This window comes from Dactylosporangium sp. NPDC000244, assembly GCF_040300725.1.
Lineage (GTDB): Bacteria > Actinomycetota > Actinomycetes > Mycobacteriales > Micromonosporaceae > Dactylosporangium.
In genome coordinates this window covers 17,604-39,301 of sequence record NZ_JBEPEH010000037.1, presented here as the reverse complement: position 1 = coordinate 39,301, position 21,698 = coordinate 17,604, and the positions used below count along the sequence as shown (strand labels likewise).

The 21,698-nt window shown below is 72.1% G+C and carries 14 protein-coding genes; 6 read left to right on the top strand and 8 right to left on the bottom strand.

Annotated features, from left to right (window positions below):
* Window positions 1–7 precede the first annotated feature (7 nt).
* The gene (locus tag ABT369_RS41890) at window positions 8–922 is read right to left on the bottom strand and encodes a PPK2 family polyphosphate kinase (RefSeq protein WP_350621214.1); all 915 of its coding nucleotides are present in this window, start codon (window positions 920–922) and stop codon (window positions 8–10) included.
* A 26-nt stretch (window positions 923–948) separates the two neighbouring features.
* Window positions 949–3,696 (bottom strand): cation-translocating P-type ATPase, encoded by a 2,748-nt coding sequence (locus ABT369_RS41885; protein WP_350621212.1) that lies wholly within the window; start codon window positions 3,694–3,696, stop codon window positions 949–951.
* A 196-nt stretch (window positions 3,697–3,892) separates the two neighbouring features.
* On the opposite strand from ABT369_RS41885, the gene ABT369_RS41880 reads away from it, so the two are divergent.
* Window positions 3,893–4,495: an HdeD family acid-resistance protein gene (locus ABT369_RS41880; protein ID WP_350621210.1), complete on the top strand. Its 603-nt coding sequence runs from the start codon at window positions 3,893–3,895 to the stop codon at window positions 4,493–4,495.
* A gap of 139 nt (window positions 4,496–4,634) precedes the next feature.
* The gene (locus tag ABT369_RS41875; RefSeq protein ID WP_350621208.1) at window positions 4,635–5,486 is read left to right on the top strand and encodes a hypothetical protein; all 852 of its coding nucleotides are present in this window, start codon (window positions 4,635–4,637) and stop codon (window positions 5,484–5,486) included.
* Between the two features lie 63 nt (window positions 5,487–5,549).
* Here the strand turns inward: ABT369_RS41875 and ABT369_RS41870 are convergent, their stop codons facing one another.
* Window positions 5,550–6,293, bottom strand: coding sequence for an SDR family oxidoreductase (locus ABT369_RS41870; protein WP_350621206.1), 744 nt, complete (start codon window positions 6,291–6,293; stop codon window positions 5,550–5,552).
* Window positions 6,294–6,393: 100 nt separating this feature from the next.
* On the opposite strand from ABT369_RS41870, the gene ABT369_RS41865 reads away from it, so the two are divergent.
* Both ABT369_RS41865 and ABT369_RS41860 read left to right on the top strand, forming a co-directional pair.
* A complete protein-coding gene (locus ABT369_RS41865; protein WP_350621204.1) occupies window positions 6,394–7,053 on the top strand; it encodes a TetR/AcrR family transcriptional regulator in 660 nt (219 codons plus the stop codon).
* The gene (locus ABT369_RS41860; RefSeq protein ID WP_350621202.1) at window positions 7,001–7,558 is read left to right on the top strand and encodes a hypothetical protein; all 558 of its coding nucleotides are present in this window, start codon (window positions 7,001–7,003) and stop codon (window positions 7,556–7,558) included. Before ABT369_RS41865 ends, ABT369_RS41860 begins: the two co-directional genes overlap by 53 nt.
* A 4-nt stretch (window positions 7,559–7,562) precedes the next feature.
* Here ABT369_RS41860 and ABT369_RS41855 read toward each other — a convergent pair whose 3' ends face one another.
* The 3 genes from ABT369_RS41855 to ABT369_RS41845 all read right to left on the bottom strand — a co-directional run bounded on the left by ABT369_RS41855 (window position 7,563) and on the right by ABT369_RS41845 (window position 12,022).
* Entirely contained in the window at window positions 7,563–9,410 is a 1,848-nt protein-coding gene (locus ABT369_RS41855) for a N,N-dimethylformamidase beta subunit family domain-containing protein (RefSeq protein ID WP_350621201.1), read from the bottom strand.
* Window positions 9,411–9,413: 3 nt separating this feature from the next.
* Window positions 9,414–10,754, bottom strand: a complete 1,341-nt coding sequence (locus ABT369_RS41850) for a condensation domain-containing protein (RefSeq protein ID WP_350621200.1) — start codon at window positions 10,752–10,754, stop codon at window positions 9,414–9,416.
* Window positions 10,755–11,035: 281 nt separating this feature from the next.
* On the bottom strand, window positions 11,036–12,022 hold the full coding sequence (locus tag ABT369_RS41845; protein ID WP_350621393.1) for a LacI family DNA-binding transcriptional regulator: 987 nt from the start codon (window positions 12,020–12,022) through the stop codon (window positions 11,036–11,038).
* 237 nt (window positions 12,023–12,259) lie between these two features.
* On the opposite strand from ABT369_RS41845, the gene ABT369_RS41840 reads away from it, so the two are divergent.
* Window positions 12,260–17,788: a GH92 family glycosyl hydrolase gene (locus ABT369_RS41840; RefSeq protein WP_350621199.1), complete on the top strand. Its 5,529-nt coding sequence runs from the start codon at window positions 12,260–12,262 to the stop codon at window positions 17,786–17,788.
* 308 nt (window positions 17,789–18,096) lie between these two features.
* Here the strand turns inward: ABT369_RS41840 and ABT369_RS41835 are convergent, their stop codons facing one another.
* On the bottom strand, window positions 18,097–20,100 hold the full coding sequence (locus ABT369_RS41835) for a S8 family serine peptidase (RefSeq protein ID WP_350621198.1): 2,004 nt from the start codon (window positions 20,098–20,100) through the stop codon (window positions 18,097–18,099).
* Window positions 20,101–20,579: 479 nt separating this feature from the next.
* On the opposite strand from ABT369_RS41835, the gene ABT369_RS41830 reads away from it, so the two are divergent.
* Entirely contained in the window at window positions 20,580–20,999 is a 420-nt protein-coding gene (locus ABT369_RS41830; protein ID WP_350621196.1) for a MarR family winged helix-turn-helix transcriptional regulator, read from the top strand.
* Window positions 21,000–21,063: 64 nt separating this feature from the next.
* Here ABT369_RS41830 and ABT369_RS41825 read toward each other — a convergent pair whose 3' ends face one another.
* Window positions 21,064–21,516, bottom strand: a complete 453-nt coding sequence (locus tag ABT369_RS41825; RefSeq protein WP_350621194.1) for a PP2C family protein-serine/threonine phosphatase — start codon at window positions 21,514–21,516, stop codon at window positions 21,064–21,066.
* Window positions 21,517–21,698: the final 182 nt, after the last annotated feature.

Sequence of the window (21,698 nt, the reverse complement as noted above, 5' to 3'; positions counted from 1 at the left end):
GAAACGGTCATCCCGCGTGCCCGGGCGCCTCCGCCTCCAGGGCCGCCCGGGCGCGCAGCAGCGCACGCCGCGCCGAGCGGTCGACCGTGGGGAACTGCGGGTCGATCTGGATGAGCGCGTCGGCGATCACCGCCGCCGCGGCGATCCGGGCGAACCACTTGTGGTCGGCCGGGATGACGTGCCAGGGCGCCCAGCTCGTGCTCGTGTGCGACAGCATCTCGGAGTACGCCGACTGGTAGGCGTCCCAGCTCTGCCGTTCGCGCAGGTCGGCCTCAGAGAACTTCCAGTTCTTCTCGGGCCGGTCGATCCTCTTGAGCAGGCGCTCGCGCTGTTCCTCCTTCGAGAGGTTGAGGAACAGCTTCACGATGCGGAAGCCATTGTCGGACAGGTGCCGCTCCCACTCGTTGACGGCGCGGTACCGGCGCTTCCACACGTCGCCGCCCCTCGCCGCCGCCGGCAGCTTCTCGTGCTCCAGGTGCTCCGGATGCACCCGGACGACCAGGACCTCCTCGTAGTGCGAGCGGTTGAAGATGGCGATCTCGCCGCGGCCGGGCAGCCGCGGCGCGAACCGCCAAAGATAGTCGTGGTCGAGTTCCTCGGCCGACGGCTGCTTGAAGCTGTGCACGTGGACGCCCTGGGGGTTGACGCCGCTCATGACGTGACGGATCGTGCCGTCCTTACCGGCCGCGTCCGGTCCCTGGAGCACGACGAGCAGGCCGTGCCGGTCCTCGGCGGCCAGCCGCGCCTGGTACTCGCTCAGCAGCGAGACCCCACGCTGGAGCAGCTCGGTGCCGTCGCTCCGGCGGGTCATCCGCGCCGTGTAGCCCGGATCGTGGCGCCCCGGCAGCCGGACCCTGGTGCCGGGCGGGACCCGCAACGGTGCGATCAGCTCGGCGATCCGCTTCGCGGCCTCGTCGGTCATGGTGATGTGCTCCGTCCTCGCGTGCGTCAGTGGACCGGGGCGCCGGCCACCGCGATGCGGTGGCGCAGCACTATCTTGCGCAGTTCGGTCGCCACGATCACCGTCGCGCCGGCGGCCAGGCATATGAGCCATTGGGTCAGGCTGAGGCTGACGGTGTGCAGGATGTGCTGCAGCACGCCGAGTTCGGTGGCGAGGACGATCGCGATGATGGACATGCCGCTGGTGACGAGGAACCGGTGGTCCTCGAAGACCTCCAGGCTGAACACGGAGCGCGTGTCGCTGCGGACTGTGAAGGAGAGTGCCAGGTTGAGGATCGAGAATGTGGTCAGCCCCATGGTGCGGGCCACGGCGGTTCCGTAGGCGCGGTCGGCGCCGGTGATCACGGCCAGGGTGGTGGCGCCGAGTACGAGGCCGACGACGGCGAGCCAGAGCAGGGTGCGTGTGGACAGCAGCGGCTCGTCGGCGCGGCGGGGCGGGCGGTGCATGATGTCCGGCTCTGGTTTGCCGTAGCCGAGGCCGATGGCCTGGAACACCTGGGTTGTGAAGTTGACCCAGAGCGTCTGCAGTGGCAGGAACGGCACGCCGGTGGCGATGTTGAAGATGCTGGCGCCGAGGAAGGTGGCGATGAAGCCGATGAGGACGCCCATCTGGAAGAAGACGTAGCGTTTGAGGTTGTCGTACAGTGCCCGGCCGATCTCCACGGCTTTGACGATGGTCGCGAAGTCGTCGTCGGTGAGGATCATCGCGGCGGCCTCCTTCGAGACCTCCGTGCCGGTGATGCCCATCGCGATGCCGATGTCGGCGCGTTTGAGGGCTGGTGCGTCGTTGACGCCGTCGCCGGTCATCGCGACGATCTGCCGCTCGCGCTGCAGGATCTCCACGAGGCGTACCTTGTGCTCGGGCGTCACCCGTGCGATGACCCCGATGTCGTCGATCTCGCGGAGCAGCTGCTCGTCGCTCATCGCGGCGAACTCGGCCCCGGTGATGGCCCGTCCGTCGATGCCGAGCTGCCCGGCGATGGCGGCCGCGGTGACGGCGTGATCGCCGGTGATCATGCGGACCCGCATCCCCGCGGCCTTCGCCGTGGCGATCGCGGCCTTCGCCTGCGGCCGTGGCGGGTCGACGATGCCGGCGAGGGCGAGCAGGGTCAGCCCGTCGAGCATGCCGAGCAGGTCTGCCTGCGGGTCGAACACTGCCGGGTCGAACACTGCCGGGTCGAAGTCCTGGCGGGCCGTGGCCATGACGCGTAGCCCCTGCGCGGCGAGCCGTTCGTTCTCGGCGCGGTACCGCGCGCGGAGCTCGTCGTCCAGCGGGATCGGTGCCGCGTCGGGAGCGATCACCGACACCGCGCGGGCGAGTAGCTGGTCCGGGGCGCCCTTGACGAAGCAGCGCACGACGTCGCGGCCGGTGTCGTCGGTCATCCGGTGGAAGGTGGCCATCAGCTTGTACGCGGCGTCGAAGGGCACCTCGGCGAGGCGCGGATACCGCTGCCGGGTGGAGGCCACGTCGAGGTGGCCTTTCTCGGCGAGCACGACCAGCGCGCCCTCGGTGGGGTCGCCGATCAGTTCGCCGTCGCGCACCACGGCGTCGCCGGCCAGTGCCATCGGCAGCAGGAACGGCTCCAGCGGCACGTCGGGCTGGCCCGCGGCGTGGCGGATGTCGCCGTCGGTGCGGTATCCGCTGCCCGACACGACGTAGCGCCGGCCGGGGATGGCCAGCTCGACGGCGGTCATCTGGTTGAGCGTCAGCGTCCCGGTCTTGTCGGAGTTGACGGCCGAGGTGCACCCGAGCGTCTCGGTCGAGCGCAGCCGCTTGACGATCGCGTTCGCCCGGGCGAGCAGCTGGGTGCCCAGCGACAGGATCGTGGTCACGACGGCGGGCAGGCCGGTGGGGATGGCCGAGATCGCGAAGGCGATCGCGGCGAGGAACACCACGTCGAACGCGTTGCCGCGGGCCAGGTTCAGTGCGATGGACAGCGCCAGCGCGGCTCCGGCGACGACGAGGATCTGGTTGGTCAGGCGGGACAGCTGCCGGGTCAGCGGCGTCTCGGCGTCGCGTTCGGCCTGCAGCAGGCTGGAGACGTGCCCGACCTCGGTCGCCATCCCGGTGGCGGTGACCACGAGCTCGCCGGTGCCGCGGGTGACGTGGGTGTTCATGTACGCCATGCCGACCCGGTCGCCGAGCGCCGCGCCGGCCTCGGTCACCGTGTCGGCGTCCTTGGCGACCGGGAGGCTCTCGCCGGTCAGCGCCGACTCGTCGATCTCGAGCCCGGCGGAGCGGACCAGCCGCCCGTCGGCCGGGACGAGATCGCCGGCCTCGACCTGCACGACGTCGCCCGGCACCAGGTCCTCGGCCGCGAGCTCGGTCAGGTGCCCGTCGCGGCGGACCCGGGCCTTGACGATCATCATCTTCTGCAGCGCGCCGACGGCGGCCGCGGCCTTGCCCTCCTGACGCAGCCCGAGCACCGCGTTGAGCAACGTCAACGCCAGCAGCAGCAGCCCCGTGCCGAACTGCTTGAGCGGGTACAGGCTGCCGATCCCCGCACACAGCAGCACGATCTGCATCGGGTCGGCGTACTGGCGCAGGAACGCCCGCCACCACGGCTCCTTGCGCGACTCAGCCAACCGGTTCGGGCCGTGCTCGGCGCGCCGCGACGACACCTCGGCGCTCGACAAGCCGGCCCGCGGCTCGACGTGCTCCACGGCGAGCGCGTCGCCGACCGACAGCGCGTGAAAGGGCCGGGTCTCGGTCTCCTCGGCCGAGCTGGTGGTCATGAGCGGGTCGCCTCCATTCCCGGTGCTTGGCTGCGCCCGGGAATACCCACTCGTCGGCGACTACTCCTGCGACTGCGCCTGCGGTCAAGAGGTGCCGAACCATGCCGCGAGGGTGAGGCGCGGCACGCATCGCCCGGCGGAGGGTGATTTGTAGTCCGGCGCGCGTGAGGCGGCCGAATCCATTCGGAGGTGGACGATGACGACCACGCACTGGTATCAGCGCCACGCCTGGAGGCGCTCCGGTTCCGCCACCGCGGCCGAGCCCGTCTGGCAGGTGATGATCCTTGGAGTCGTCACGGTGTGCTTCGGCATCGTCGTGCTCGTCTGGCCGGGGGAGACGCTGCGGCTGCTCGCGCTGGCCACCGGAATCTGGCTCATCGTCGCGGGCGCGACCCGCGCGTTCGCCGCGTTCGACCGGGACCGCGGCACGACGCATCGGGTGCTGGCCGCCGTCGTCGCGGTGATGCTGATCGCGGCGGGAGTCGCGTGCCTGCGCAGCGCCGAGGGCGGCGAGCGCGTGCTGGCCGCGCTCATCGGGCTGTCCTGGCTCGTGAGCGGCTTCGTGCAGCTGACGGTCGCCATGCTCGCGAGCGGCCCGGTCCGCACCTGGCTCAGCGTCCTCGGCGGCGTCTCGGCCGTGGCCGGCCTGGTGTTCATCCTGTGGCCCGGCCCGTCACTCATGGCGCTGATCCTGCTGACCGGCATCAGCGCGCTGCTGATCGGGGCCGGCGAGATCGGCTTCGGGCTGCGCCTGCGGTCTGCGGGCAAGCACGCGGTGTCCGAGCTGACCGGCTCCTGACACCTGCGCTGCCGGTCGGGCGCTTGTCGGGCGCCCGACCGGCGTTGTGCGTACAAGGGCGCGGACGCCGTTCGCGGGGTGGGCGCACGCTGCCGGTACCCGGCCCGGACCACGGGCCCTGGCACCGGAGGAACGCATCATGTTCCGTGCTCCGCTCATCGGCCGCCTGGCCGCCGCGACCATCGTGTGCGCCGCCGCCGTGGCCGCGCCGCTCCTCGCCGGACCGGCCTCGGCCGCCGTGCCCGGCCGCACGACCAACTTCCAGTTCACCTCGTACACGTCCGCCAACAAGGGCATCCGCGTCGACTGCCCGAACGGCACGACGCTGATCGGGGCGGCCCCGTCGCTGGCCGGCGGCGAGGGGCAGGTCCGCTTCGACCAGGTCGTCCCGTACGACGACCACCTCTACGTCCACGCGGTCGAGGACGAGGACGGCTTCGCGTACACGTGGAGCGTCGGCGCCACGGTCATCTGTGCCGACAAGCCGACCGGGTACCAGATCGTGCCGAGCACCAGCACCACGACCTCGGACCAGTACAACTCCGTCGCCGCCGACTGCCCCGGCACCCAGAACCTGCTGGGCATGGGCTTCGCCATCAACGGCGGCAACGGCGAGGTCGGCATCGACGACGTCACGGCCACCTCGTCCACCCGGGCGACCGGCTGGGCGTTCGAGGACCGCACCGGCTACTCCGGCCAATGGAGCCTGACCATGTACGCGATCTGCTCCGGCCCGCTGCCCGGCTACGAGATCGTCGCGGCGCAGGGCCCCGACCAGTCGGCGAGCTCGGCGACGGAGACGGCGACCTGCGCGATCGCCGGCAACAAGGTCATCGGCGGGGGCGGCAAGATCGACGGCGGCCTCGGCACGGTGGTGCTCGACGATCTCACCTTCACCCCGACCTCGTTCTCGATCAAGGCGTACGAGGACGAGGCGGGTGTCTCGGGGACCTGGCACCTGCACGCGTACGCGATCTGCGCGAGACCCTGACCGGCCCGCACGTGACGCCGCCGGGCCGCGGCGTCACGTGCTCCCCGGGCGGCCGGCCGAGCGCTAGATCTGGCTCGCGCCGCCGTCCACGTAGATCTCGGCGCCCGTCATGAACGCGCTGGCGTCCGAGGCGAGGAAGACCACGGCGTCGGCGATCTCCTCGGGCCGGCCGAGCCGGTTCATCGGCACCCCGCCGGCGAGGTTCTTCAGTAGTTGCTCGGCCGACTCGGGGTCGCCGGCCAGTCCGGCGAGGCCGGGCGTCTCGATCGGGCCGGGCGCGACGGCGTTGACCCGGATGCCGCGGCCGACCAGCTCGGCCGCCCAGCTGCGGGCGAACGAGCGCAGGGCGGCCTTGCTGGCCGCGTAGACGCTGAACGCCGCGGCCCCCTTGACGTCGATGTTGGAGCCGGTCAGCACGATCGACGCGCCCCGGTTGAGCAGCGGCAGGACGGCCTGGACGGTGAACAGCGTGCCGCCGACGTTGGTGTTGAACGTGTCGGCGTAGTGCTGCCAGGTGATGTCGCCCAGCGCGGCGAACTCGCCGCCCCCGGCGTTGGCGAACAGGATGTCGAGCCCGGCGCCGCGCTCCCGGACGGCGGCGGCCACCCGCTCGAGGTCGTCCGGGTCGGAGACGTCGGCGCGGATCCCCGTGGCGTTGCCGCCGAGCCCGGCCACGGCCTCGTCGAGCGCGTCCTGGCGGCGGCCGGTGAGGAACACGTGCGCCCCCTCGGTGGCCAGCCGTCTGGCCGCGGCCAGGCCGATGCCCGAGGTGGCTCCGGTGACGAGGGCGGTCTTTCCGGTGAACATGGTCTCCTCCTGAGCTAGTTCTGTACCGTTCGGTACACAACTGGAACGCTAGCATCGTGGAGATATTTCTGTACCGATCGGTTGGATGAGGTGAGTCACCATGACCCCAGCGGCCGGCCGGCCGCGCGGCTTCGACGCCGACGCGGCGCTCGACCGGGCGATCGAGGTGTTCTGGCGCCACGGTTACGAGGGTGCCTCGCTCGCCGACCTCACCGAAGCCATGGGCATCAACCGCCCCAGCCTCTACGCCGCCTACGGCAACAAGGACGAGCTGTTCCGCCGCGCGGTCGCCCGCTACGCCGAGGCCGACATGGCCTACGCCCGCCGGGCCCTGGCCGAGCCCACGGCGTACGCCGTCATCGAGCGCTTCCTGCGCGACAACGCCGACGCGCTGACCCGGGCCGACCGGCCGGCCGGCTGCCTGTCCATCCAGGGCGGCCTGGCCACGGGCAGCGACGACGGCCGGGCCGCCCAGTTTCTCGCGGCCGGCCGCCTGGCCGGCGAGGGGGCGCTGGCCGGGCGGCTGGCCCGGGCCGTGGACGAGGGCGACCTGCCGCCCGGGACCGACCCGGTCGCCCTGGCCCGCTACGTGATGGTGGTCAGCGAGGGCAACGCGGTGCACGCGGCGGCCGGCGTGAGCCGCGAGGCCCTGCACGCCACGATCGACATAGCGCTGACTGCCATCCCGGCCGATAGGGTGACGGACCATGACCCGGCGGACGACGGCCATAGCGCTGCGCAAGGCCAGAGACTCGCATGAGCTGCTGCGCGTCGGACGGCTCTGGTCCGACGGGACCTTCGAGGGCTACGTCGGCGCCGTCGCCGAGACCTGGGCCGCGCTGCACGTCCTCGACGACAACATCTACCTCGACGGCTTCGCGGCCGTGCGCCTCGACGACGTCACGTCGCTCGAACGGCGCGGCGGCCCCGAGGCGTTCGCGGCCCGCTCCCTGGCCCTGGACGACAGCTGGCCGCCGCCCCCGCCGCCCGCGGACGTGGACCTCACGTCGGTGCGGCGCATCCTGATCACCGCGGCCCAGCGCTACCGGGTGGTGAGCATCTACATCGAGCGTGACGACCCCGACGTGGTGTTCGTCGGCCGGGTCGCGGGCTTCAACGACAAGACGCTGATGCTGCTGGAGCTCACCGCGAAGGCCGAATGGCTCAAGGAGCCCAGCGCCTGGCGCCTGGACGAGATCACGCGGATCGACTTCGGGGGAGAGTACGAACGCAAGCTCCTGCGCGTCGCCGACGCCGCCCGGTGACCCGTCAGGGGCACGGGCCCGGGGCGATGTCGCGCCACCGCAGCAGCCCGTCGTCCCCGGCTCCGGCCAGGCGCCCGTCGTAGCCGGCGATGACGGTGCGGTCGCCGGCCGGGCCGAGGTCCGACCACGCCGCCTCGGTGGCCGTCGGCGGCCGGACGCGCAGCCGGCGGTCGCGGCCGACGGCGAGGAGCAGCCCGCCGGCCGCGGTGAGGCCGACCGCTCCCGCGGCGCTGCCGGCGTCGGACCAGCGGTGGTCGCCCTCGGCGAGCCGGGACAGCGGCAGGCACCGGATGCGGTCGTCTCCGGTGATGCCGAACAGTGTGCCGTCGGCGCTCGCGAGCGCCCGGATCCCCTCCGGTGCGGTGCCGATGCGCTCCCACGGCGCCGGCTCCCGGACCGGCTCGCGGTGCAGCAGCCGTCCCCGCGGCGTGACGGCGTAGAGCCCGACCCCCATCCCGCGCACGGCCTCGCGCGGCGCCGCGAGGCACACCGGCGGATCCCCGGCGGCATCCACGACCGGGCGCCAGCGGAGGTTCTGGGCGCAGGCGTCGCGGACCAGCAGCGTGCCGTCCGGCGTCAGCGCCCAGAACGCGTGCTCGCAGGCGACGAGCGCGACCAGGTCCGGGGCCGGCCCGATCGCATCCCAGCGGGCCGGGTCCGGCGGTGCCGCGAGGCGGTCCAGGACGTTGCGGGTGATCCGGTCGACCACCGGGTCGGCGAGCGTGTTGCCCCAGTTCACCGTGGCCGCGTTGAACACGGTGCCGGCCCCCGCCCGGAACACGCCCATCGTCGCGTGGCCGCCCTGGCCGTATCGGCGCCAGTGGCGCAGGTCCGCCGTCGCCAGGATGACGAACGACGCCGGGGTGCCGTCGCCGCCGGTGATGCGCGGGACGCCGTCGACGTCGCGGAAGAGCGCGGCATCCGTCTCGTAGCCGACCGCGCCGAGCGCGAACCGGTCGCCGTCGCGCAGACCGGTGCCGGCGAACACCCAGTGCCCGGCGAAGCGGGCCGTGTAGTCGGTCTCCCGCATGACGTCCATGAAGTCGCCCCATGCGCCGGCGCCGTGCCGGTAGCCGACGCCGGTCATCGTGTTCTCCGGGCGGTGCACCGGGGCCGACGCCCACTCGACCGTCGCCCGCGCCGGGTCGAGCGCCGCGACGGGGTCGCGCAGCGGGTCGCGGTAGCAGACCATGGTGCGGCCGGCGTCCTCGAAACGGACCTGCCAGAGCGCCGTGTTGGCGGCGAAGAAGGCGACGTTGCCGCCGGCCGCCGTGAAGGACTCGACGGCGTCGCGCATCTCCTTCGACCAGTACTCGTCGTGGCCGTTGACGATGAGCAGGCGGTATCCGCGCAGCAGGGCCGGGCCTTCGGCGTGCAGGTCGAGGTTGGAGCAGAAGTCGGCCCGGTAGCCGGCCGGGCGGAGCCAGCGCAGCATCCCGTCCTCCCAGCGCTCCGGGGGCGGCCCGCCGCCGGGGCGGTCGAACGACACCCGGGCCGCCCTGGTCGGCTCCTCGGCGTAGTAGAGGCTCTCGCCGGGCACGCCGGAGCGGTTGTACGCCTGCCAGGTCGCGAACGGCACCGACACGAGCATGGCGGCCGAGGGGCGCCCGGGCGGGCGGCGCACCACGAAGTACACCTCATGGTTCTTGTTCTTGAACACCGCCCGGTAGAGGGAGCTGGGCCAGTCGCCGGGCACGGCGAGTGTCCACACAGGATGGTCGACGGCGGCCGTCAGCCGGAGGCGGTCGTCGGTGGCGTCGTAGACCTCGACGGTGTCCGGGCCGGGGTCGAGCAGCGTGAAGCGCAGGGTCCCGCCGGGGACGACGGAGGTGGCGTGAGCGTAGGCGCCCAACGGCTAGGCGGCCACGGTGAGGGCGTCGATCGCCTCCGCCACGAGCAGCGACTCGATGCCGCGCAGGTGCTCCTCGACCTTCGCGCGGGGCAGGACGCTGGTGTCGGCGAAGAGGGTGAGGTCGAGCGCGCCGGGCACCGCGTTGACGTGCAGGAAGTAGCGAGCGCCGTAGTGCTCGACCGGCTCCCAGGTGAGCGCGGTGCGCGGCAGTGCGGCGCGCAGCCCGTCGGCGCTGACGGCCGCCGCGGCGGAGACGGGGGTCTGCACGTCGAAGCGGCGGTCGTTGAACGAGCAGGACAGGTCGACGTCGCCGAGCTGCGCGACGAGCGCGTCGAGGGCCGCGGGGTCGTACTGCGCGTGCAGGTACGCCTGCATCGAGGCCCGCATGGCCCGGCCGATGACGGGGCCGAGCCCGTCGTCGCCGACCTCGATGACGCACAGCCCGTCCTGGGAGGCGGGCCCGACCGAGTCGGCGAGGCCGGGGCGGAACCGGTTGCTGACGATGACCTGCAGCACGGCCTCGCGCGCGCCGGTCTGGCGGGCGAGCTGCACCGCGGCGGCGGCGAGGATGACCGCGGACGTGCTGACCCGCTCGCGGTCGGCGAGCAGGCTGACCGCCTGGTCGGCGGCGGGTGAGCTGAGGGTGGCGCTGATGAACCGGGGCTCGCCGTCGGGTTCGCCGAACCGGCTGCGGGGGACGGTGCGCAGGTGGCGCTGCCAGTACCGCAGCGCCTTCTCGCTCTGCCGCCGCCCCGCCTCGGACTGCTGGTGCCGCGCCTGGTCGAGCGGCTGCGTGTCGGGCGGGTCGAGGGTGGGGCGCCCGGCGAGGCTGCTCAGGACGTCGCGCACGAGCGCGGTGAGCCCGCCCCGGTCGGTGACGAGGTGGCAGATGGCGAAGACGGCGTGGGTGACGACATCGCCGACGCGCACCGCGCCCACCCGCAGCGGCCACTCGTCCGGGTAGTCGAACGGCGGCTCGGTGAGCCGTCGCTGCAGGAGCCGGGCCGCGGCGGCGGCGCCGTCCCGCTCCGCGTCGACGACCTCCAGCGCGATGACGCCGTCGCGCGCCACCGTCTGCCGCGCCGCGCCGGCCTCGTCGAGGCGGACCCTCGTGCGCAACGACTCGTGGCGGGCCATGACGTAGGCGACCGTGTCGGTGACGCGCGACAGCGGCGTGCCGACGGAGATGCCCTCGTCCTCGAGCGCGGTCACCCAGCTCATGTTGAGGCTCGCATCGTCGGGCACGAGGCGCTGGATCGCGCGCCAGATCGCCGTCTGGCCCCAGCTCAGCCCGCATTCGCCGCCCCGCGGACCGGTGAACCCGATGGGGATGCGTTCCGCCATCCCTGCCCCGCTTCCGTCAGGGGTGTGACTCCGGCGGCTCATTGAATCGAGGGCGTTCGACGCGTGTCAATACAGTGGCAACCCGACCATCGCGGGCGTCGGGCGGGAGCGCCGGAGCATGACTCGGGTCCGCGGTGGTGCGGACCGTCGCTCCCGCCAGACACCGCTCGGCGCTGCGCGCCGACGCTGCCAGGTCCGCGGTTGGTCACCCGTCTTTCGCGGCACCGTCGGGGACGGTCGCAAGACTCTGGCGCCACCGAACCGGGAGCGCCGCCCGCCGGCTAGAGACGCAGGCCGCGCGCGACCAGCTCGGTGGGGAGCACCACCGTGCGCGGCCAGGACCGGTCGCCGTCGATGCGGCGGAAGAGCAGCTCGGTGGCGGTGCGGGCCAGCGCGCGGGTGTCGTAGGCGATCACCGTCAGCGGGTACGGCACCAGGCGCGCCAGCTCGAAGTCGTCGAAGGCGAGCAGGGCGGCGTCGCTGCCCCGCCGGTAGAGCTCCTCGATCACGCCGAGGGTGATCCGGTTGTTGAGGCTGAAGAAGGCCGTCGGCGGGTCCGGCTGGTCGAGCAGCTCCGCGACGACCCGGCCGGCCGCCGCCGGATCGCGGACCCCGTCGCGGACCAGCCGGTCGTCGTACGGCACGCCGGCCTCCACCAGCGCGTCCTGCGCGCCGTCGAGGCGCTCGCGCATGGTGTAGACGCCGATCGAGTCGAGCAGGACGGCGATGCGGCGGTGGCCTTCGGCGACGAGGCGGCGCACCCCCTCGCGGGCGCCCCCGCGGTTGTCCAGCAGCACCGTGTCGGCGCGCAGGTTCCCGGGCGGCCGGTCGAGGAAGACCACGGAGGTGCCGAGCTCGACCTCGGCGCGCAGGAAGGAGTGGTCACACCCCGTCGGGCTGCCGGCCGGCACGACGAGCAGCCCGTCGACCCGCCGGGCGCACAGGTCCCGCAGCAGCTGCTGCTCGCGCGCCGGGTCCTCCTCGGAGCTGGCGATGATGAGCATGGTGTCGCGCTGGCGGGCGATCTCGGCGGCCGTGCCCGCGATCGTCGCGTAGAACGGGTTGGCGATCTCCTCGATGAGCAGCCCGATGGTGGCCGTCGCCTGCCCGGAGCGCAGCGAGCTGGCCAGGTGGTTGCGCCGGAAGCCGAGCTCGGCCACGGCGGCGAGCACCCGCTCGGCGAGCTCGGGCTGGACGTACGGAGCGTCGTTCACGACTCGCGACACGGTCTTCAGGCTCACCCCGGCCCGGGCGGCCACGTCCGCCATCGTGGGCCGCCTGGTGCGGCCCGACTCGCTTGTCACGCGACAGACGATAGCCGGACATCGGCCGTCCTTGACAACGTTGACACAAAATTCGCGATTGCAGGCATGGATCTTGACAACGTTGTCAGGTGACGCCAGGCTGACGCTCGCCACTGGGCGTGCCCCTGCGCCCGTGATCACCCCTGGAGTTCCCCAATGAAAGTGCCCAGGACCCGCCGGCGACTAGCCGGGGCAGCCGCATTGCTGCTGCCCGTCGGGCTGCTCGTCGCCGCCACCACCGCGAGCGCGGCCACGCCGCCCGGCGACTTCGGCTCCTCCTTCGAGACCATCGACCCCCAGCCGGCCACGACCACCGTCGAGACCAACGCGAGCGGCCAGCCGATCCAGGGCAACCTCTCCGGATCGAGCCCCAACGGACTGCCCGGCAGCGTGCTCGGCCAGGTCGCCGCCGTGACCGCCAGCGCGCAGAACCCGCCGAACGAGATCGCGTCCCGGCTCGCCGACGGCAACCCGTCGACGAAGTGGCTGGCGTTCAACCCGACCGGCTGGGTCGCCTACCAGCTCAAGGCGCCCGCGGCGGTGGTGAAGTACTCGCTGACCTCCGCGGACGACGCGCCGGGCCGCGACCCCAAGGACTTCACGGTGCAGGGGTCCAACGACGGCAGCCAGTGGACCGATCTGGACCGGCGCACGGGCCAGACCTTCAGCGGCCGGTTCGCCACCAACACCTACAGCTTCACCAACACGGCCGCGTACAGCTACTACCGGCTCAACGTCACCGCCAACTCGGGTGACTCGCTGGTCCAGCTGGCCGACTGGGACGTCAGCGACGGCACGGACACCCGCCCGCCGGCCACCCCGATGGTCAGCGTCGTCGGGGCCGGGCCCGTCAGCGGGTACAACATGAAGCCCAGCGCCGGGTTCACGGGCCTGGCGTCGCTGCGCTACTCGGGCGGAGCCGAGGCCGACGGGCGCTCGTTCGCGACGAACAAGCTGTTCGACGTGAACATCCCGGTCGGGCCGAAGACGCGCCTGGCCTACAAGATCTTCCCGGAGTACACCGGGCAGGACGCGCAGTACCCGTCCACCTACGCCGCCGTCGACCTGCACTTCACCGACGGCACCTACCTCAGCGCCCGCTCGCCCCTCGACCAGCACGGGTACGCGCTGACGGCGGCCGGCCAGGGCGCGTCGAAGGTGCTCTACGCCGACCAGTGGAACGCGGTGCAGTCCGACATCGGCGCGGTCGCGAACGGCAAGACCATCGACCGCATCCTGCTGGCCTACGACGACCCGCAGGCCACCGCGGCGACCCGGTTTCAGGGCTGGATCGACGACGTCACCGTGACGGGCACGCCGGCGGCGATCGACGGCTCCAGCCTGACCAACTACGTCGACACCCGGCGGGGCACCAACGCCTCGGGCTCGTTCTCGCGCGGCAACAACCTGCCCCTCGCCGCGGTGCCGAACGGCTTCAACTTCTTCACGCCGGTCACCAACGCCACGTCGAACTCGTGGGAGTACGAGTACCAGCGGGCCAACAACGGGGCGAACCTGCCCACGCTGCAGGGCCTCGCGATCTCGCACGAGCCGAGCCCGTGGATGGGTGACCGCAACCAGATGTCGGTCATGCCGGTGGCGGCCGGCGGCAACCTCACCGGGGCGCCGAGCACCCGGGCCCTGTCGTTCAGCCACGCCGACGAGATCGCGCGGCCGGACTACTACCAGGTCAAGACCGGCAACGGCCTGACCGCGCAGCTGTCGCCGACCGACCACGGCGGCATCATGCAGTTCACCTTCCCCGCGGGGCAGGCGACCGGCAGCCTCGTGTTCTACAACGGCACGTTCACCATCGGCACGGACGGCACCTACACGGGCTGGGTCGACAACGGCAGCGGCCTGTCGGTCGGGCGCAGCCGGATGTTCGTGGCCGGCACGTTCGACCGGGCGCCGACCGCGTCCGCGGCCACGTCGGCGACCTTCGACACCTCGGCCAACCCGCAGGTGACGCTGCGCATCGCGACGTCGTTCATCTCGCTCGACCAGGCCCGCAAGAACCTCGACCTGGAGGTCACCGGGCGCAGCTTCGAGCAGGTGCGCGCGGCCGCGACCGCGGCGTGGAACGACCGGCTCGGCCGGATCGAGGTCCGCGGCGCGAGCGAGACCCAGCTGGTGTCGCTGTACTCCAACCTGTACCGGCTGAACCTGTACCCGAACTCGCAGTCGGAGAACACCGGCACCGCCGCCGCGCCGCACTGGCAGTACGCCAGCCCGGTCTCGGCGCCGACCGGCTCCTCGACCCCGACGAACACCGGCGCCAAGCTCGTCGACGGGCAGATCTACGTCAACAACGGCTTCTGGGACACCTACCGCACCGTGTGGCCCGCCTACACGCTGCTGTACCCGGACGTGGCGGCCAAGATCGCCGACGGGTTCGTCCAGCAGTACCGCGACGGCGGCTGGATCGCCCGCTGGTCCTCGCCCGGCTACGCCGACCTGATGACCGGCACCAGCGCCGACGTGGCCCTTGCGGAGGCGTACCTCAACGGGGTGGCGCTGCCCGACCCGATGAGCGCGTACAACGCCGGGCTGAAGGACGCGACCGTGGTGTCCGGCCAGAGCGGCGTCGGCCGCAAGGGCATCCAGAGGTCGCAGTTCCTCGGCTACACGCCGACCTCCACCGGCGAGTCGGTGTCGTGGGCCCTCGAGGGCTACATCAACGACTACGGCATCGGCAACATGGCCGCCGCGCTGGCCAAGGACCCGCGCACGCCGAAGGCCGACCGGGACCGGCTCAAGGAGGAGTCGGAGTATTTCCTGCAGCGCGCCCGCAACTACGTCAACCTGTTCGACCCCGCCAGCAAGTTCTTCCAGGGCCGGGACGCGGCCGGGAACTTCCTCAACGGCAACCCGCTGGACTGGGGCGGCGTCTACACCGAGACCAACGGCTGGAACTTCGCCTTCACCGCCCAGCAGGACGGGCAGGGCCTGGCCAACCTGTACGGCGGGCAGGACGCCCTGCGCCAGAAGCTCGACGAGTTCTTCGCCACGCCCGAGAAGGCCGACCACCCGGGCGGCTACGGCGGCACGATCCACGAGATGCTGGAGGCGCGGGCGGTCCGCATGGGCCAGCTCGGCATGAGCAACCAGCCCTCGCACCACATCCCCTACATGTACAACTACGTCGGCGCGCCGGCCAAGACCCAGGCCATCGTGCGGGAACTGCTGCAGCGGCTCTACGTGGGCAGCGAGATCGGCCAGGGCTACCTGGGTGACGAGGACAACGGCGAGATGTCGTCGTGGTACGTCCTGAGCTCGCTCGGCCTCTACCCGCTGCAGGCCGGCTCGTCCAACTGGGCGATCGGCTCGCCGCAGTTCACCAAGATGACCGTGCACCGCACCAGCGGCGACATCGTCGTCAACGCGCCCGCCAACAGCACGAAGAATGTGTACGTCCAGGGCGTCAAGGTCAACGGCAAGAAGCTCAAGGACGTCTCCGTCGACTCGTCCGTCCTCGCCCGTGGCGGGACCATCGACTTCGACATGGGGTCGAACCCGTCGTCGTGGGGCACCGGCAAGCACGACGCCCCGCCGTCGCTGACCAAGGGCGACGACGCGCCCCAGCCGCTGCAGGACACCACCGGCCCGGGCCTCGGCACCGCGGCCGCGACCGGCGGGCAGGACGCGTCGAAGCTGTTCGACGACACCTCGGCCACGCAGATGACGTTCGCCACCGGCACCCCGCAGATCAGCTGGGCCTACCGGGGCGGCAAGCAGAAGCCGACGTGGTACACCATCACCTCGGGCGCCAACCCCGGTGACCCCGCGGACTGGAAGCTGCAGGGCTCCAAGGACGGCGTCAGCTGGACCACCGTCGACTCCCGCAAGGACGAGGTGTTCACCTGGCGCAACCAGACCCGGCCGTTCCAGATCAGCCACCCGGGGAAGTTCACGCAGTTCCGCCTCGTCGTCACCAAGACCGTCGGGGCCGCGCAGACCAACCTGGCCGAGATCGAGCTGCTGCGCGGCGGCGACGTCGAGCTCGGCGGCGGCGACGTCGCCGTGACCCCGGTGGGCTCCGGCTCGGTGCCCGCGACGTCCGGGGTGGCGGTCTCGGTGCCGCTGGCCACGGTCACGGGCGGCACCGCGACCGGCTACCAGGCGACCGTGGACTGGGGTGACGGCTCGCCGGCGACCACCGGCACCATCACCCTGAGCTCGCGGGCGGTCTACAACGTCGGCGGTTCGCACACCTACGCACAGCCGGGCTACTACCAGGCCTCCGTCACGGTGACCGACGGCAGCAGCCAGGACGCCGCGACCGTCGGCATCGACGTGGCCTACACGCCGGCGACGGCGCTGCCGGCCGCCTTCGACACCGTCTGCATCGGCGACGAGGGCGTGCTCGCGGCCAACTGCGACGCCAAGAACTGGGCGTACTCCCGGGCCGCGCTCGCGGCCGGCGGCGTCACCCAGGGCCAGTCGCACGATGTGCCGGGCACCGCGCTGCACTTCACGCTGCCGGCCACCCCGGCCGGTCAGCCGGACAACGCCACCGGCAACGGCAAGACGATCGAGCTCAACCTGCCCTCCGACGCCAAGAGCATCTCGTTCGTCGGCGCCGGCACGCAGGGCAACCAGAGCACGACCGCCACGGCGACGTTCAGCGACGGCACCACGGCGAGCATCCCGATCCAGTTCAGCGACTGGACGCTGGGCGGCAACCCCAACGGCACGCCGTCCTACGGCAACATCGTGGTCGCCAAGACCGCATACCGGTTGCAGGGCACGAGCCGGGACGGCGCCCAGCCGTTCCTGTTCGCCACCGCGCCGTACCAGATCCCGGCGGGCAAAACGCTCGTCTCGGTGAAGCTGCCCACGCAGACCGGCGACCCCGGCTCCGCGGGCCGGATCCACGTGTTCGCCATCGCCGACGACGGCACCCCGTCGGCGGCGCTGGCCACCACGCCCCCGAAGAGCCAGACGGCGAGCGCCGGCCAGGCGTTCGACGCCGCGCTCGGCACGGTCACCGGCGGCGTCCCCGACGCCACCGGCTACCACGCCCGCGTGCAGTGGGGCGACGGCACGGCCCCGCAGGACGCCACCGTCGGCACCGGCGGCGCGATCAGCGCGCAGCACACGTACGCGCTGAAGGGCACCTACACCGCCCGCGTCACCGTCTGGGACAGCCGGTCCAGCACCACGCTGACCTTCACCGTGACGGTGGCGGGCGGCGCCAAGCAGCCCACGATCTCGGCCACGCCCGCAAGCGGTGCCGCGATCGCCGTCGACGGCACCGGCTTCACCGCCGGTGAGCAGGTGACGGTCAAGCTCGCCGCGTCCGACGTGACGGTCAAGGCCACCTCGGCCGGCGCCGTGCACACCACGATCGCGGCGCCGGAACCCGGCCTCTACGCGGTGACCGCCGAGGGATCGTCCTCGCAGGCACCGGCCACGGCCACGATCGAGCTGGATGCCCCGGTCACGGTCACGGGCCCCCAGCCGCAGGTCACCCTGTCGGCCACCGAGGGCCCGCGCGGCACGGCGCTGACCCTCGACGCCTCCGGCTTCGCGCGGAACGAAACGGTCACGATCACCTTCGGCGACGGCCTCGCCGCGCTGACCGTCCACGCCAACGCCGACGGCATCGTCTCCGCCGCGTCCTTCAGTGTGCCGGGGAACGCAGCGGTGCCGAGCACGACCAGCATCCAGCTGGCCGGCGCAGATTCGAAGATCCGGGTCGAGGTGCCCTTCACGGTCACCTACTGATCCAAGTCGCTCGGGGCCGCCGGTGGGATCACCCACCGGCGGCCTCTTGCGTCCGGCGCTCGCCTCGTGTTCCGGTGACCCAGGTGCTCACGCCTGTCGCACGCCCGGGCCGCGCCGCTGCGGTGGCCGCGGTGCTGGCCGTTGCCGTGCCTCGACCTGCCCGGCGGCGGTGCGGCCGCCCCAGCCGGTGACGATCCGGCCCGTCGTGTCGATGCAGGCGGTCACCAAGGAGCGGCGGGTGCGCAAACGGCAGGGCCCCCGACACGTCGGGGGCCCTGCGTGCTGCGACTTTCAGATGAACGCGGTCGTCAGTTGAACATGAAGTCCGCGGTGTGCGTGGTGCCGTCGATCAGGTTGACGGAGAGCCGCGCGCACGTCTTCGCCTGGGTCTTCTGCGTCTTCCAGACGTAGCTGTACTGGTCCGACGCCGCGTCGTAGCTCAGCGAGCTCGACCCGGCCGTGACCGTCGTCTCCACCGGGTCCTGCGGGGCCGACGTGTCACACGCGACCGTCTGCACCGTCGGAGCGCCGCCGGTGAAGATGTTCAGGCCCTGGTTGCCCGAGAGGCCGAACTTCACCGGAACCGCGCTGCCGGCCTTCACGACGTTGAGCTTGCCGACGTTGATCGGCGAGCCGAAGTCGTGCCAGCCGTACACCACCTGGTAGGTGACGCTGACCGGAGCCGCCGTGTTGCCGGCGCGGTCGCGGCCGCCGGTGCAGGTGGCCGTGAAGGAGCCGACCTTCGGACCGCCGGTGACGGACAGGGCCGCGGCCTTCGCCACGCCACTGCCGGCGTCGGTGGTCGTGCAGCCGGGCGTGACAGCCACGCCCAGCGTGATCTGCTGGCCCTGGGTGACGCCCGTGACCGCCACGGTCGGCGCGGTCACGTCCTCGGCCTCGGTGACGGCCTTGTAGGCGTTGACCAGACCGTGCCCGAAGAAGCCGTTCACGGACGGGTTCGCGGGGTCCACCTTGCACCGGCCCTGGGTGTAGTCGGTGCCGGAGGTGGGGCAGGCAAGCGGGATCGCCTGCTTGCGCAGCAGTTCCGCGAGGTAGTCGGGCGTGGCGCCCGGGTGCTTGGACGCCAGCAGCGCGGCGACGCCCGCCACGTGCGGCGACGCCATCGAGGTGCCCGAGAGCGTGCGGTAGCTGCTGACCCCGGTCGAGGGGGAGGTGGAGTAGATGCTCGAGCCGGGTGCGGCCACGTCCACGGCCCCGAGGCCGAAGCTCGAGAAGGACGACCGCGCCGGCTGCGTGGTCAGGCCCGTCGCCCACGGCCCGACGGCCGTCGCGGGGACGGTCGGCTGGGTCGTGGAGGAGACCGTCACCACGCCGGGCAGCTCGCTCGGCAGGTCCAGGCAGCTCGGGTCGAGCGTGCGGCGCACCGGGTTGGTGTCGTCGGGGCTCGTCGTGTCCACCGTCTTGTTGGCCAGGTCCTGGTTCTCGTTGCCCGCCGCCGCGACGTTGAGGATGCCGTTCGCGGTGGTGTAGCCCACCGCCCGGCGGACCGCCTCGACGACCGGCGCCTGGTCGGCCTGGTTCTCGCACCAGTACAGCCAGGGGTCGATGTAGTAGCTGTTGTTCGTGACCTGGATGCCGTGCTCCGCGGCCCAGACGAAGCCGCAGATCGCGTACTCGGGGTAGATGAAGCCGTCGGAGTTGACCACCTTGATGGAGGCCAGCTTCACGCCGGGCGCGACGCCGACGATGCCGACGCTGTTCTTGGCCGACGCGATGGTGCCGGCCACGTGCGTGCCGTGGTAGTCGGCGGTCAGGCTGGTGGGCCGCCACGCACCCGGGGTGGTGTCGGGAGCGCCGTTGCCCACGCAGTTGACGGACTTCGACTGGTCGACGACCGGCGCGAGGTCCTGATGGTTGGCGTCGATGCCGTCGTCGAGCACGCCGACCGTGACCGCGGCGCTGCCGAGGCTGACCTCGTGCGCCGCCCGCGCGCCGATGAGGACCATGTCGCTCTGACGCGTCGAGTTCTCCATCGCGTCCGGCGCGTAGTCCTCGACGGTCTCGGTGTCCTCGGCCATGGCCGGCAGGGCCGCGGTCCGGGTCGCGCCGACCGAGAGGACGGCGTCGCCGTGTGCGGCGCCCTTCACCGCCTGGACGAACGAGGGGTTCGTGGAATACGCGATGACCACGCCGATCTGGGCGTAGGACACCGTCACGGTGCCGCCGGCCGCGGTGACAGCGGCGGCGGCGTCAGCCGTCCGAGCGTTGCTCACCGCGTTGACGACGTAGCTGAGTTTGGGGCCGATCGTTTCGGCCGTCGCGGGCAGTGGCGCGATCGCTGCGCCCGCCACGACAGTCGTCGCCGCGGTCGCGGCGAAAAGGGCATACCTGGGCAACCGGGAGTTCAAATCCTGGCCTCCTGCGGAAATGGGGGGTGACCCGCGATGTGAATGGGGCTCGGCGATCGTATTGGCGCGCCCGGTTGAATTTCACTCGTCTGTACGGCGGATAGTCGGCAGCGGTCAGAAACGCCTATTTTTTGTGTTCTCCGCCGACCGATAGCCCTTTGCGCCCGAACGAGGCCCGAGGGCTTCTCATCGTGGCAAAGAACACCCCCGAACAATCGGAGCCGACTTGCGGCGCCGCCAATTCCGCCGCCGTGCTGCGGGATGTGAAAAGAAATGTCCGCCCGCCTGATGCGAGAAGGCTTTCGGCCAGGTAGCACATAGACGCCAGGCCAAACAATTGCTCCCGCCGAGAATTGTCCAGATCATTGGCATTCGTCAGGCGGTCGCGCGGCCGGTCGGCTCAGGCGCTTATGCTCCGGGCCGTGATCCTCGACCTGCAGCGGGCCGCGCACGCCGTCCTGATCCGGCTCGCCACCGAGCTCGACGGCCTCAGCATGCTCAGCCCGTTCGAGCTCAACGCTCTGGGCAATCTCGCCGCGGCGGGCTCGGCGACGACCCCCTCGGCCCTCGGCGCGGCGATCGGGTGCCGGCCGGCCGCGGTGCCCAGCATCCTCGAACGCCTGGAGATGCGCGGCCTCGTCACCCGCGAGGCTGGCACCGGCGAACACGAGGAGCTCGTCGCGCTGACCGCCGATGGCGTCGCGGCCGCGGCGGAGGTCAGCGCCGCCATGCGGGAGCTGGAGCGCCGCGCCTTCGCCGGCCTGTCCACGGACGCGACCGGCCAGGCGACGGCGGCGCTGCGGGCGTTGACCGAGGCCGCGACGCTCGGCACCGCCCGCTGACAGCTCCGCGGCAGGCGCGCGACCCGAGCCGCCCGCCCCGCGGCCCGGCGCGACCGGGCGCCGGTCAGGCGATGCGCTGCGCCAGGAGTGCGCAGGCGTCGTCACCGGCGGCGGCGAAGTCGAGCCGGTCGAGGACGGCCGCCGGGTGCCCGCCGGTGATCCGTTCGGCGAGCAGTCCGATGCCCTCGTCCAAGGCGCCCCGCTTGATCAGGCCGTCGGTGTAGAACAGCACCGAGTGCCCGGGGAGCAGCCGGTGTGAGTGCTGCGTGAACGACGCCGCCGGGAACACCCCCAGCAGCGGCCCCCGCGGGTTCGGCAGGCACGTGACCCGGTGGCTGTCCGCCAGCAGCGGCGGTGGATGTCCGGCGCGCGCCCAGCGCAGCCGGCCCGTGCGCGGCCGGTACGTCGCGATGACGGCCGTGGCGGTGGTGACCGTGTCGGCGCGGCACAGCAGCGTGTTGAGCCGGGACAGGATCGTCGCCGGGGCCGTGACTCGGTTGCGGCGGCTGTGTCGCACACGCCGGTGGCCCGTGATGGATTCATGGCCGTGGACGCTACGAGCGGGCAGTGCGCAAGCAGTTGATCGCCTCTGTATGTCCATTGTGGGCAGTGTGCGGCGGGTGGGTAAGCCAGTGACGGCGCGCACGCACTCGTTTGCCACTGCTTCCTCACTCGGTCTCCCTAGCGTTCCTGAGCACA